This window comes from Mycetocola sp. BIGb0189, assembly GCF_024810155.1.
In the GTDB taxonomy this organism is placed as follows: Bacteria; Actinomycetota; Actinomycetes; order Actinomycetales; family Microbacteriaceae; genus Mycetocola; species Mycetocola lacteus.
In genome coordinates this window covers 1-13327 of sequence record NZ_JANUED010000014.1, presented here as the reverse complement: position 1 = coordinate 13327, position 13327 = coordinate 1, and the positions used below count along the sequence as shown (strand labels likewise).

16 protein-coding genes and 1 tRNA gene are annotated in these 13327 nt (G+C 61.1%); all 17 read right to left on the bottom strand.

What is annotated here, in order from left to right:
* Window positions 1–208: 208 nt before the first annotated feature.
* The 17 genes from M2390_RS16090 to M2390_RS16010 all read right to left on the bottom strand — a co-directional run bounded on the left by M2390_RS16090 (window position 209) and on the right by M2390_RS16010 (window position 13167).
* The gene (locus M2390_RS16090) at window positions 209–1246 is read right to left on the bottom strand and encodes a major capsid protein (RefSeq protein WP_259180233.1); all 1038 of its coding nucleotides are present in this window, start codon (window positions 1244–1246) and stop codon (window positions 209–211) included.
* Window positions 1247–1263: 17 nt separating this feature from the next.
* Entirely contained in the window at window positions 1264–1623 is a 360-nt protein-coding gene (locus tag M2390_RS16085) for a head decoration protein (protein WP_259180231.1), read from the bottom strand.
* A 34-nt stretch (window positions 1624–1657) separates the two neighbouring features.
* Window positions 1658–2155 carry a hypothetical protein gene (locus M2390_RS16080; protein ID WP_259180230.1) on the bottom strand — a complete coding sequence of 166 codons (498 nt, stop codon included), beginning with the start codon at window positions 2153–2155 and terminating at the stop codon, window positions 1658–1660.
* A gap of 95 nt (window positions 2156–2250) precedes the next feature.
* On the bottom strand, window positions 2251–2826 hold the full coding sequence (locus M2390_RS16075; protein ID WP_259180228.1) for a hypothetical protein: 576 nt from the start codon (window positions 2824–2826) through the stop codon (window positions 2251–2253).
* A 113-nt stretch (window positions 2827–2939) separates the two neighbouring features.
* Window positions 2940–4538 carry a phage portal protein gene (locus M2390_RS16070; protein WP_259180227.1) on the bottom strand — a complete coding sequence of 533 codons (1599 nt, stop codon included), beginning with the start codon at window positions 4536–4538 and terminating at the stop codon, window positions 2940–2942.
* Between the two features lie 2 nt (window positions 4539–4540).
* Window positions 4541–6091: a hypothetical protein gene (locus M2390_RS16065; RefSeq protein ID WP_259180225.1), complete on the bottom strand. Its 1551-nt coding sequence runs from the start codon at window positions 6089–6091 to the stop codon at window positions 4541–4543.
* On the bottom strand, window positions 6021–6314 hold the full coding sequence (locus tag M2390_RS16060) for a hypothetical protein (protein WP_259180224.1): 294 nt from the start codon (window positions 6312–6314) through the stop codon (window positions 6021–6023). The genes M2390_RS16065 and M2390_RS16060 overlap by 71 nt, the downstream gene beginning before the upstream one ends.
* A 719-nt stretch (window positions 6315–7033) precedes the next feature.
* Window positions 7034–7246, bottom strand: coding sequence for a hypothetical protein (locus tag M2390_RS16055; RefSeq protein WP_259180223.1), 213 nt, complete (start codon window positions 7244–7246; stop codon window positions 7034–7036).
* A gap of 2 nt (window positions 7247–7248) precedes the next feature.
* The gene (locus tag M2390_RS16050) at window positions 7249–7464 is read right to left on the bottom strand and encodes a hypothetical protein (protein ID WP_259180222.1); all 216 of its coding nucleotides are present in this window, start codon (window positions 7462–7464) and stop codon (window positions 7249–7251) included.
* Window positions 7461–7670 (bottom strand): hypothetical protein, encoded by a 210-nt coding sequence (locus M2390_RS16045; protein WP_259180221.1) that lies wholly within the window; start codon window positions 7668–7670, stop codon window positions 7461–7463. Before M2390_RS16045 ends, M2390_RS16050 begins: the two co-directional genes overlap by 4 nt.
* Window positions 7671–8137: 467 nt before the next feature.
* Complete coding sequence (locus tag M2390_RS16040; RefSeq protein WP_259180220.1) at window positions 8138–8590, bottom strand: hypothetical protein; 453 nt, start codon at window positions 8588–8590, stop codon at window positions 8138–8140.
* A 511-nt stretch (window positions 8591–9101) separates the two neighbouring features.
* Window positions 9102–9174: transfer RNA gene (locus M2390_RS16035), tRNA-Asn, on the bottom strand.
* Between the two features lie 194 nt (window positions 9175–9368).
* Window positions 9369–10613, bottom strand: coding sequence for a hypothetical protein (locus tag M2390_RS16030; RefSeq protein ID WP_259180219.1), 1245 nt, complete (start codon window positions 10611–10613; stop codon window positions 9369–9371).
* A gap of 392 nt (window positions 10614–11005) precedes the next feature.
* Window positions 11006–11608, bottom strand: a complete 603-nt coding sequence (locus M2390_RS16025) for a hypothetical protein (protein WP_259180216.1) — start codon at window positions 11606–11608, stop codon at window positions 11006–11008.
* Window positions 11605–11865: a hypothetical protein gene (locus M2390_RS16020; protein WP_259180214.1), complete on the bottom strand. Its 261-nt coding sequence runs from the start codon at window positions 11863–11865 to the stop codon at window positions 11605–11607. The genes M2390_RS16025 and M2390_RS16020 overlap by 4 nt, the downstream gene beginning before the upstream one ends.
* On the bottom strand, window positions 11862–12422 hold the full coding sequence (locus M2390_RS16015) for a dATP/dGTP diphosphohydrolase domain-containing protein (RefSeq protein WP_259180212.1): 561 nt from the start codon (window positions 12420–12422) through the stop codon (window positions 11862–11864). The genes M2390_RS16020 and M2390_RS16015 overlap by 4 nt, the downstream gene beginning before the upstream one ends.
* Window positions 12423–12735: 313 nt before the next feature.
* Window positions 12736–13167, bottom strand: coding sequence for a hypothetical protein (locus M2390_RS16010; RefSeq protein ID WP_259180210.1), 432 nt, complete (start codon window positions 13165–13167; stop codon window positions 12736–12738).
* Window positions 13168–13327 lie beyond the last annotated feature (160 nt).

Genomic DNA, 13327 nt, shown 5'->3' with positions numbered 1-13327 from the left:
CACGGTCTCGACTACCTCGACCGCCTCGGTTTCACCCTTGGGCTCAACCACATGCTCGCCAACAACGGCACCCTCCGGCACCTCGTCGCCAGCCAGCAAAGCGACGCCATCAACCCAGACAGCGCCAACCAGATCCAAACGAATCCTCGACATAAAACCTCCCACCATGAAGGGCGGCCGGCACGAACCGGCCGCCCCAACGGACTAGCTAGAGAACCTTCGCCGCGAGCGAGAGGTTCGGGTTGGTCAGGACCGGCAGGCCGATCGCTGCACCGTGAACCCACACACCCACCGGGTCGAGGCTCTTGTAGGTTCCGACGACCAGACCGCCACGCTCTTCGACGGGGATACCGTACTCAGGCTCGGAGGCCTCGGCCGTGGTGCCCCAGAACGAAGCGCCGAGGTCAGTGCCCTCCGGGTCGTTCGGGTCGGTTGCCGCAGGCAGCAGGTAAACCTTGTCGTCCGGGGTTACGCGGACGTTCGCGCCGCCTCGCTTCACGCGACGGTCGAAGATCTCGAACGCCGGCAGCCCAAACGATGCAAGGATCGTGTTGAAGGTCTCGCGAGTGATCACGGTCGGGGCCGGGCCCGAACCCGCAACCAGCGCGCGAACCGCAGCCGACTTCAGTGCAGCGTTGAGAACCTTGGTGGAGGTCAGGATGGTACCCGGCTCCTCGCCATTCTCCTCGACGTAAGCTGCACGCCAGGTTTCGATATCACGCAGCGGGTCAGCATCAGCAGCAGACCAGAGGTTCGCAGCGGTAACAGAGAAGTCGGCGCGACGCTCGAAATCAGCCTTAGCGATGAAGCCATTTTCGCTAATGTCAACCTTGGCGGTGTCGATGACGCGGCCACGCTCAAACTCGATTCGGTCCGACACTGCGCGGGCGACCTGGCCGGCGTACTTCTCGATAGTCGGGCGCACCGACTCGTCGGTGACGTTTCCACGGGCGCGAATACGGTCGTACTCGGTGTTGCGGAGCTTGCGGCCCAGCGGGGGCAGCTCGAGCGTCACACGCTCTCCACCCTCAACATCGCCGACCGAGGTCTCAGCGTCGTACGCACGGTACTCTGCAACCTCGGTCAGGCCACCCCGGCCACGCTGGAAACGCGCCACGATGTCGTCAATGGTCTTGTTCGGGAGGAACCGCGCGAGCGATCCCTTGCTTGCCTCGTAATCCTCGAGGGTCTGTCGGGCGTACCCGGTGAGCTCTACGGGATCAACAACATCAGTCCAAAGTGCCATGTGCTATTCCCCTTTCTTTAGACGAATACGAACGAAGTCGCGTTGCTGGGTGCGGTGAAAGCCACCGGAAGCTTCGCCACGATTACGCGGCCGTGGTCCAGCAGCGGGGCGACGATGTCGCCGCCGCCGGGCTTGATGGCCTGGTCGGTGAGCAGGAAGCCCACGAAGACCTGTCCTTCAGCGGCGGTGTACGGTGCGACCTTGTTGGCCGACGCCGCAAGCGGAGTGCCAGCAGGCAGAACGCCGGCAGTGACCTGCGCGGGCGTCAGCTTGGTGCGATCGATGGTTACGGTGCGTGCGGTATCAACGCCGCGACGCGATCCAAGCCAGGACAGCTTGGAACCGCCGTAGCTTTCCTTGGTGATAGTCAGATCCATCAGGATCTCCTTTCAAAGATTTGGAAAAGGTCAGTTACTTCTTGCGGGCGCGCTCGCGCCCAGCAGCCATGCCGCCACCCGACGTGGCTTCTCCGCCGCTCCCTGCGGTCGGCACCACATCGACCTTTCGGCCGGCGTACTTCGCGAGGACCACAGCGTGAGCTTCAAGCTCTTCCTTGGTCTCGCCATGAAGGAGTTCCGCTGGGACGCCAGTGGCCTTGGATACCTCCGCGACCAGTGCCGCACGAGCATCCTTTGCATCCCGATCGGCGAGCTTCGCCTTCACGGCTTCGACTTCGGCTCGCGCGGCTTCAGCAGCGGCGTTTGCCTTCTCGAGCTCCGTGAGGTTCGCGGCTTCGATCTCGGCAAGCTTTGCGGCCTTGGCCTTCAGCTCTTCGTGATCGGCGTACTTAGCACGTTCCCGCTCAAGCCGACCAGCGATGAGGCTGTTCAGCTCTTCCTGGGTTGCAGGAGGCGTGAACTCTGCTTTACCGCCCGTGTTGTTTTCCGTGCCGTTCTCGATGTCGCTCATGCTGTTCTCCTTCACCTCGCTGTTGACCGTCGCGAGTGCTTACGTGCGCCCTTTTGGGCATGAAAAAACCGCCCCGTGAGGCGGTGGATTGTGGGCTATCGAATGCCGTATTTAGAACGTATGTTCGAAAGGTCGTGGGTCCCGGTTTCGGGATCTCTCATGGCGGCGTACATTTCCTCGTACTTCGCCAGGTCGTAGGGAACCGTCTGTCCATCGAAAATGGGAGTCGCGGTGCATCTGCATAACCCGTGATATTTGAGCGCTTCGCCGCCGGCCGATTCGGATGATCCGTAGACCGCGCCACGGCTGGCGAGCATCGCGCACCAGGCGCAGCAGCCCGCGCGGGGAGTCCGGGCGTAAGTGACCTTCGCCCGGTCTCGCCTCACGTTCGAATCGATCGTGGATCGCCCCGCGCCAGCCACGGCCTTCTGCACGCTGCCGGCCAGCAGAGACGCCACCGTGGCTGTCCCCTGCCCAAACAGCGGGGAAACCACATGCCGGGCAATCCCAGACACCAGGCCAGCGGGCAGAGCATCGACGGGCTTGGCATAAAACCCGGGCCCGACAGCCTCCCGCCGCAGATCCTCATACCAGACCGCCGACAGTTCCCCCGATGCCGTAATGTACGGTTGCAGCACCGCCGGCAGCCCCTTGATGAGCGCCTTTCTCACCGCGACAGGGTTAGGCTGCGACACCTCCCGAAAGAGAGCCACAGCCTCGCCCGTCGCCGCAAGAGTCAGAGCGTCCGTCGCAACACGAAACCGCGCCACCTGTGCCGCCGTTGTCATCGTTCTTCCAGCCCGGCGCTCTCGTCGGTCGGCATACGCAGCGACACCGGCACTGCGCCAGTGAACTTGATACCGCTCAAACCGAGCAAGCTAGCCGCGTTCTCGGGATCGACGCCGGCACGCACTGCAACGCCCAGCGCATCGAACTTGGCTTTGAACGTCTGAGCGTCCTCGGCCGAAGATGGCGAGTCCTCGGTGCGTCGTCCAGCAACCGCACCTACTTCTGCATCATTGCCGGCTGCGTCCATTCGATCAGACAACGAGCCAAGCAGCGTGTTGACCTGCGCGCGCGCCCGGTCCGACTTCAACCGCTCGAGCGTGGGACCGTCATATCCCATGTCTTCCAGGGCAACATCCGAGTCAGCCATCCACGGAAACGCAGTGACCCGCTTCAACGTCGCATCCGCAGTTGCAGCCTGCGTCGGCGTCGAAGGAGACCGCCACAGGGAGGTCAGCTTGGACAGGTCCTTCGCCATGCTCTCGGTGTACTCCCCCGCAAGCAGAGCGGCCACGTTCCGGGCCAAGTCCACGCGAGCCGCGCTGTACGACGGCAACTGTTCCTCAGCGATCGACACCAGGTCAGCCTCGGACGCGTTGATAGCGTCCGCGGAAGCCGGATTGTCGTGCAGAATGCCGAGGTACCCAGCAGGTATCGAGGTCTCACCAGAGAACATCATCGCGACGGTCCGCAGGTGATCGCTGTGAGGCTGCATCGACTGCTGCGCAAACTGACCCACCTGTACCCGGTGCCGTTCACCCAGATCATCTTCAGGGTCGGGGACAGCGAGAAGCCGGCCAAGAATGTTCTCCCAGCCTGTGCGTAGCTCCCCGTTCGGGCCCGTGAACATTTCCTCGGTCGCGCCGAGCATGAACCGCTGTGGAGCGCTAAAGAACTCCGCCGACACTTCTTGGCGCAGCATGACCCGGACCGCCATGTCGGTTAGGGCCATGACCGGGCGAGTGATCCGAGAGCGCCCGAACGGGCTTTCCAGGGACTCACCAAAAATGTATGGGACGCAGTAAACCCGGCCAGGAGTCATCGTCAGTTCTGAAATCACGCCCCATTGGTTCTGGTCGCGTCCAATGACAAGCACCTTGCCATCCAGCCACATGTTCCAGACACCATCTGCGATCTCGAGAGCCGCCAACACTCGACGCGATCGCGGATCACGAATAGCCGTAGCCGAAAGCGCAGACCGAACCGAGAACACGATTTCGGGCTCACCGATATCACCTCGGGAGGTGAATACGAACGCTGCACCATGCCGAGCTGACGCATCAATCGCGTGCTTCTCGGCCAACACTGCATCGGCAGTCAGGAGTTCATCCTTGACGCTATCAAGCAGGGTGCTCTTGTCCCTCGAGGCAAACCCTCGAGGGCGAATCCGTCGAGACATGACCGAGCAAGTCTTTTCAGGCCAGCCGAGCACCGCCTGGAAATCCTGCATCTCGGGAGGGATCGAGATGCCAACCTGCTGCAACGTCCGCTTCGAGTCTGCATACCGAGACCGCAGAGTATTGCGGCGCTTCTTCTGATGAATCGTGTCCAGCATCTTGTTGAACAGCTTCTGCTCATCCTCAGTAAGACTTCGCACGGTCACCCCATCACAATCATTCGACCGCCGCTACCAGCCGTCTTTGTCGTCTTCTTGCGGCTCTGCAAAACATGCAGCGCCAACGTTGCTGAAATCAGCGGGGCGATATCCGCCTCGCCGGTGCGGGCCCACTTCCAAACGGAGTCGGACCCCATGGTCTTTTTGCCAGCGGACTTCACCGCGTCGGTGAGCTCCTTCTGTCCGGTGTGCACCAGCACGCGGCCTTCGCCATCCGGGCCAGGAGTAACTACCGAGTCGTAGAAGCGGGCGCAGGCATGTCCAAGCTCACGCGTCTTGATCAGCAAGGGACGCACCTTCGCACGCCGCACCTCGGGAACCAGCGTCCCGGTAGCGGCAAGCTCATCGAAAACGCACGCAATCGGATTCCATGCCTCTTTGAGCTCTGCCAGCCGGTCTGGTACCCATCCGACTCCCTCGCGGCGGTCCACGACGAAAACGGCGAACTTGCCATCACCGAGATCCGCAGCGAGTGAAATCGTCGCCGAGTCACGCGCCGGCGGGATATCCACCCCGAAAGCGATGCGTCCGCACTCACGCGCCGCGGTCTCGACCTCGAGCGGGTCACCGGCGGCGTCCAGCCAGTCACCGACCGGGATAACCCCGTCGCCGCCGATCTTCGCCCAGATGCCCAACCGCTCACGGTCGAACTGTTCCGGGCCCATCGCTTCAAGTTCGTTGTTGAGAACGAAGTCCGGGTCGAGGCGAATGTTCCATCCAGGGTTCGCGCGGCGGTGGATCTCAGGGTCGGCGCGATACTCGACCGGGGACGGCCACGGTGCTCGCTCGGCAGCCGAAAGCTCATCCCAGCGGGGCACGGACCATTCGACATAAACCAGACGCTTAGAATCCCCAGACAGGGCGCGCTCGCGCACGCTCTCCTGCACCTCGGAATCCTGCTCTCCCGCAGACGAGAAATACATGAGCTGCGTCGATTCCTTCAACGACAGCGCCGACATCGTCGGCATGATCGCGGCCTGCATGCGCCGCTTCAGCTTCATGGCCTCATCGAGGTACAAGGTCGGAGCCGTAAACCCTCGCCCCGACGAACTCGAGCGGGCCATGAACTTCAGCCGGCACCCGTTCTTCGTCTCGATAGCTTCTTCACCATCAGCGGTACGGATGCGCTGCACCAGTCGGTCAAGCTCGGGGGTCGCCTCGACAAGCTGCCGAATCCGAAGAAACATTTCCTGCGCAGTCTTGAACTCGTGCGCGGTGTAGACCTGAAGGGTTTCCTCCCACACAAAAAGGCCCGCCAACTGGCGAGCCTCAATAATTGTTCCCTTGCCCTGCTGTCGATTCGCAGCTACGAACGCTTCAAACGCTGCCCAACGACCATCGGCGCGAGTCAGGGTGAGTGATTCCGCCCCGATCTGCTGCCACGGGTCCAGATACAACCCGGCGATCTCCGCGATGCCCACCATGTCATCGGCACGGTCAGCCGACAGGATCGGATCGTAAACGTCAGGAAGTAGCCGAAGCCTCGGGTTCTGCTCTCCTACGAGCTGCCCGGCGCTCTGCAAGCTGGTCTGCAATCGAGACCTCCTTCTTGCCGCCGAGCTCGGAAATCAACGCCACAAGCTCTTGCCGGCGCTTGGACAACGCCGAAACTTCACGAGGCACAGCCTCTTCCAGCGCGGCCTTCACAAGCCGCAAGTTTTCTTTTGCATCCGTCAACTGGTCGTACTCATCGCCGCTGCTCGAACCGGACGCAACCTCAGCGGTGGGCGCAGGCACGGCAGGAGCGATCGCGCTCAACTTCCGTGTATCCCGATCCCCATCGAGGCGATCCATCTTCGCCGAAGAAACCGCAGCCTTGCACGCATCACATGCGGGCTCGGGCACACGCAGATGACGCCGATACGCTGCCGGAGTTCCACACGGTTTCAACTCTCGAGGCACACCAACCTCCAATGTCAAAACCGTGTCAATGTCAAACCAGTGTCAAGCGCGCACACATATGACTAAAGCGCGGAGTGTCGGAGGCGACCCCGGGGGGAGGGGAGGCCCCCCACCCCTCGCAGGCGCTTTTTTGTGCCACGTTTTGTGTTGTTCATAATGTTTGGGGTCACCATTTCATCGCAGTGTTTGGTGTTGATGTGACCTGTGTGCCGCGGTTCCCGCGTCTTGAGTTGCAGCCTCGATGTGCTGGCTTGAGTTCGCCGTATAGCGAGCCGCCTTTTGATCGTGCTTGGACGTGATCAGCGGTGAACGCGTCCTTGTGCGTGTAAGGTGCGTCGTAGTTGATGGGTTGTTCGCATATCCAACAGTCAAGACGCAGACGCTTGAGAGCGTCCCTCCGGGTTATGTAGTGGGGGTCATTCAATCCGCTACCCATGATCACCCTCCCTGCCATACGCCCCGTAAGCGCCCTGCCTGCTTGTGTGCCCCTCCCGGGTTTGATGGGGGCCCCGGGGTTACCGAGACCCCCTCCGGGTTTAGACACCCCCTCGGGGGTTTGTTGGAGGGCAGCCCCGCTAGGAGAGGATCGCACCCCATATAGTAGTGATCCCCCATACCAGCAGCGATACAGCCGCCACCCCCACCAGGGAGGCAATGGTGATGCCGATGATGCGACCGACTACCTGGCCGGCCCGCAGACGCGGCTTAGCTACCTTGTGTATGCCCGGGATGTCCTGAGTATTCAGCCCGGCCACCATCGCGTCGAACTGTTCCTTGTCGTAAGCCATAGCTATGCCCCTCTGCTTACTTCGAGGTCATACTCGACACCAAAGCTAAGGAAGATGTGGTCCGAGCCCTTGTCGAGACTTACCGCATATTCATACTGCCCCTGCACCGCATCGAGGCGGTCAAGAATGATCGCGAGCTTGGGGGTTCTCACGTTACCGATCACCTGCTCCCCGACCTGAATGATTCGGAGGCGTGGGTTCTTGGCCTGTTCAGTCATGAGGTGGCCTCTTTCGCTTCGAGCTCAGATCCAACGGCCTTGATCGCTTCACCAAGGTCCGAGACTAGCCCGGGTGTGGTCACGTTTCCTCCGGTGAATGCGAGGGCCGTTTCGAACTCACCCTCTGCGACGGTCTGGAACTCGCCTCCAGTCACGCGGGCTCGGACTTCGAGCTCGATGTTTGCGGTACCGATTGCTTCAGCCATGTTTTTACTCCTTGGGGTAGTGAATGGTTGCGGTACCCGTGGTCTCACCCAGGGTTACCGTCCGGCGTACATGGACGGCTGGCGACATGTCCTCAGGTGCGATGCGCTCTAACCGTACGGGGCCGGACACGAGGCCCCCGGCAGTTGGCGAGTGTGTGCGCTGGGTTGCGTTCCACTGCTCGATGCTCCGAGTAGTAGGTACACCTTTTGCAGCGTCGGCCAAGCCGTCATATATAGGGGTGTCACTCATTGGGCCCACCTCCTACTTCCACACCTGAAGGGTGGTCTTGGTTGTTCCGCATTTCAAACAGGTTCGCTTAGAGTCCAACGAGAGCCGACTTCCCCGGCTACGTTCCCGACCCCAGAAGCGAGCACACTCCCCGTAAGCCACACGCCCACAACAAGCATTAGCCGTCATCCCATGCAGGCACACCATGTACTCGCCGTGAGGGTTCTTCCAGGCGAGGTCAGTCATCGCCGACGTGCTCCCCTGGCGTGAGCCGCCAGTCCCCTTCACCGTCTACGTGAGTAGGGCGTGCGGAATTGAACTCAAGATCGCGTCGGGCCTTAGCTGCCTGATAGTCGGCTTCCTGCTCAGCCTCGCTCAACCCGGGCTGTTCAGCATTCTCTTGCTGCTCGGGCTCACTCTGCCCAAGTGACACGAATCCTGACCACGCGCCCTTTGCGAATACCGCAGCGGCGCGACCCTCAACCTTGAGCACCAGCTCACCGTCGTCATGAAGCTCGAACTCATCGATTGTCAGTTCAACGGGGTCATACTCGCTCAGGAGAACGCGGATACGACTGGGGGTCTTGGTTTCAAGGGGCTTTACTTCCACCTGCTCCCGCAAAGCTTGGAGTTGCTGGTCAAAGTGCGAGAGTTGAAGCTCTGCCCAGTCAAGTCGGTGTTTGGCGCTCATGTGCTGCTCCTTTACGTATTAGGTGGTACAAAAGGTGCCGGGTTTCGCGTGTTTACGCGGGTACGGCTTTCGCGTGCATGGTCTAACCCCGTGTTTTTCGAGACTTTGTACCATGCCAAACGGGGTCAGTCGGGCCTAGTGCGGGTCCGGGCAGCGCTTCAGATGCACTGCCATGCGTCGGGTAGCGCCGAAGATTGCCCCTCGATACAGGCCGCAGAGGATCGCGTAGAACATCGGTTACTCCCATTCCTGCGCGGCAGCTTTTCCTTCTCTGCGCGACTTACGCCGAAGGCGCTTTTTGAACTCACCTGTCTTGCAGTATGGGCACCCGCCGCTTTGTGAATCCGGGCATCGCTTCCCAGAAAGACGTCGTCCCCGCCTGTCGCGATCAGTGTGGGCCATGATTCCTCCGATAAAAGGTGCCAGGCCGGCGGCCACATGGGTGGACTTACTCACCGACAAACCTGGTCTTCTGCGAGGCGAGCCAGAGATTGCCTACGATCTCGCATTGCTCCCGGGGTTGGACTCGAACCAACGCGGACTTGATTAACAGTCAAGGGCTCTGCCAACTGAGCTACCCGGGAATGTGCGTGTTTACCGTGCCGCCGCACGCGTGCATGGCATCCGGCGTTCCGGTGGCGCGTGATCGCACCTGACATGCATCTAAAACCGACCCGAAGGCCGGTGGGTTAGCACCTACCCCCACAATGCATGAGGTTCAGCACTAGCTTTTGGGGCCCACGCCAAGCCATGAGGCCAGGCGCAAGCCATTCCCTGACTACTCAGCAGGGACCTTGATCAGCACGCCCTCGATGAGGGCCGCACCGTTGATGATGCGGTACACGGCGGGCCATGTCTCGGTATCGTTGTAATAGTTGAACCCGAGGCCCTGCTGCCAGTTCTCGACCACCTTCGCCGGCACTCCCCCGGCACCGATCGCGCCGTTCACCGAGGGCACTGCCCCGTCTGTGCGGCATAGCGCGCCAGGATTAGCGGAATACGATTCAACGGCCTCTCCGCGCGGCCCCATAACGGACCGGTAGGTGATTTCCACCCGGTGCGTGTGAGCCGCCCACGTGTTGATGTGGGGCAGGTCGGTAACGTATTGCGCCGTGGTGGACCCCCGAGAGTTGGCCTTGGTGCCGTGAATGTTGCGTGTGGTGTCGTTGTCCCAGTCGGTCGCGGCCGGGTAAGCATCCATGTAGGTGATACCGAGCTCGTCCAGACGCAGAAGGTTCGGCAGCGACATGACAGGCCAAGAACCGGGCATCTGCGCTCGCCGCAGCCCGAACGCGGCCAGGGCGTTGGCTTCGATGAAGTTCTGCATGCGCTTGTCGTGGTTGCCTTCGATCACGATGATCTCGGATCGGGGCGCTACGGCCCGCAGTTCGGCAAGGAACCGATGCCCGCGGTCGATCGACGCCTGGGTTGTCTGCGCGAATGCTGCCTCTTGAGCGAAGCGGCCCTGCGCGGCAAGGTCGAGAAAGTCCCCGAGGATCTGAATTTTCTCCGGCTGATACCGGCGACATACTTCCACAAACAAGGCCATTGCCTGGTCGTCGTGGAAGGGGTCTAGGGTGCCGTCTGCGAGCTGCCGGAAACCGATCTGGGTATCTGCGCCCTTGATTGCGAGTTTCAGGCCGCGAGCGGGCGCGTCCGGTATCTCCGGGACAACCACGTACACCGGCTGGGCGGGCTGGATTACAGGCCATTCCGGCCCATCGCCGGATGCCGTCTTCGGAGTCGCGCTAACCCGGTTTGACCAGAGTCCTTCACCGTAGGCAATGGACCGGACGCTCAAGTTGTACGCGTCGGGGTCGTCGCCGCCTGCGCGAATCCACTCCCGAGCATCCTCGGTGGTCACGGCGCGATGCCGCAGCCCCATCACCACATCGGGGGCCTCCGCCGGCTTGATGCGCCGGCGGTGCTTTCGCACGGTGGATTCATTCACACTGTACTTGGCACCGATCGCCACGTTCGACAGGTCACCTGCAAGGTCCGCCCGGTAAGCGGCATCATCCATGAGCGCCAATGTGACCCCTTCAAAGTTGTGTGGGGTCGGGACACCCCCAGTGATCCCGACCCCGCCCTTTACGTGGGCTATCCGGGCGTTTTCTACCAGTGCGCGCCACGCACCATGACCGGGCACCCCTGCCCTGGTAGTCGATTACGGCCAGCTCCACACTCGTGTAATGCTGGTCGCCCGCTCTCCGTCTTTACCCTTGCGAGCTGGCGGGAGTCTGGGCGTTCTATCTTGATGGATGCTGGCCGTAAGTTAACGCAAAAAGGCCCTGGTACCGAAGTACCAGGGCCTTTCTGTGAGTTTTTGTGCACCCTAAGATGACGTGGTTCTAGTGTACACAGATTCGATACTCAACACAACATGTATGGCGTGTCTTGCGAATTAGTGTTCGATTACCCGATTTCGTATCGGAGTCCACGCAGGTCCATCTCGCCCACCCATGTGTGCCCACAGTCGGGGTTGCGGCAGTGCGCGCGGGCTTCATCAAGGCCTCCCATCTCGCGGGGGTACTCGATGATCACGGGGTTCGCGGTCGGGTTGCCTTCCTCGTTGACGAAGTGGGTTTCGAGGCACACCGGGCACGGCCCCACGATTTCGAGCCGTTTGGGCGGGTCGAGGATCTGTTTGATCTTCACCGCCCATGACTGGATTTCGCGGATAAACAAGTCATGGTCCCCACTCGTGCGAGTGAAGACCATGTGCCAGTCTGTGAGGGCCTGGACCAGTTCGGGGATGCGTTTCAGCCCGAGGTCGGTTCGCCATGACCCAATGACGCGTCTAATGTACGTGGCTTCATCGAACGCGGCACTGTTCAAAACCGACCCTGTTGTTGCCCCACCTCCCCCGCCGGCGCTGTCCTTGCCCGACGACACCACGGCGTCCTGGATCTGTTCAAGCAGGCACGGCAGTTCAACCGTGTGCAGCCCACCCGACTCGGTAAACACCTTCGTCGTCACCGGCAAGGTAACCGACGCTACAGCCTCAGCAAGAGTCATTCAGCTAGCCTTTCTTCTCGAGTTGCGGCAGCCCGAAGCGTTCGAGCGAGGGGTGTTACTTCTCCGCCGTTGGACTCCCAGTCATCAGCAGCATCACGCAGCGCCTCTGCCCGTGTTGGGAACACACGGGACTTATCGCCGTCACAGCCAAGTTCTGGGTCGAGGTTCTTTTCAAACCAGAACCACATGTAGCCGCCTGGGACCTTCTGAAACTCGTAGTAGTAAGTTCCCTTTTTCGGGTACCTCATGTCACTCATTCACCCACCCACTTGAAAGGATGGCCGTTGAGCTCGTAGATGCAGGCCTTTGGAATGCTCGCGGAATGAGCGCGCTGACGAACCCAGATGTTACTAGGCGAAACCGGAACCACCTCGCCGGTCCAGAGCGCCCCTTGGATGTTTACTGAAACAATGTCACCAACTTCAATCGACACCAACTGAGGCGCGGGTTCAACTGCGCGCGGTTCTGACCAGTCGATTGGCACGGCGTCTTTTCGACGGTCATCGAACTCCGGGTGTGCGGCGAGGAGTTCCATCATGGTGAACGCATGCCAGGCGACGTTTGCGAGGTGCAGCACACCTGTTTCTTCGTCACGGTCGATACCGTTCCAGAACTGGTTGAGATGCCGACTCAAAGCCGCATACAACTTGGACAGCTCGTAGCCCTTGGCCCAGTTGTGGTCGTCATACTTCTTCGCTCCCTCCCCGTACAGGCGCGCCAACTCCGCCAGCGGGAATGTCGGTATCAGGTCATACCGTTCGGGCTTGGTGCCCTTCTGGCCTCCGGTAGATGAGGTTGTTCGGATCTCGGTCATGGGTTCTCCTTCAAAGTTCGGTATTCGACGGGACGACCTACAGCGGCCGCGGCTTCGATGCCTTGTTGCATGCCTGCCGAGATGCCTAGGTCGTGGTAGACGATGGTTGCGTGCGCGGTGGCGGCCCATTCCAGGCCCGCGCGGATACCGAGATCCCGTTCTGCAGGGTCGGTGTCGTCTAACGCTTGGGTGTACAAAAGGTGAGATGCGAAAGGCACCTCACCCCGGATCAGGCTGTCTCGCAACGCTGCTCGCGCATACGCCGTGTTAGCCTCGATATCCCCGGCATACGGGGACTCGATAATGACGCGCCTCACCCGCGGGCCCAGAGCTTCCACCAGGGCCGACGCACGGCAACATCCCGAAGCAGAGGGGTTTCATCAATCAGGACCATGGATGCCTGAGCACCGCGGATGGTCCGCTCAGGCTGCCCAGCCCATCGGTTGATTGAATCGGAGATCCCGGCCTGCTTGCGATCCCGCCTCTCGTCATCGCGAGCGTGCATTTCTTGGAGGGCCGCCATGCTGGCTTCCAACTTCTGCATGGCTTCATTGATACTCACCTCACGCAGGAGAGCCTCCATCTGTACCTTGGTGAGTACCAGGGCAGCGGACAACGCGTTGAACACCCCAATGGTACGAGCGAGCCCCGGGAACAGGTTCGTTCTCGGGGCTCGACATGCGCGGTACCGGCCGCGCTGCTTCATCTTCGGGAAATGCTCCCGCGTTCGTGGTTTAGAACTCACAGCATTACCTCCGTTCCGGGCGCACCAGGCTCGGTACGCCCCTCGTCAAACTGGATCGTCACCATGTACGGTGCCGACTTCGATACCCTCGGCAGGCCAACCCGCATATGCGACTCCAAACCCGCCTCCGCCAAACTCCGCGTGAAAGTCTCCTCACCAA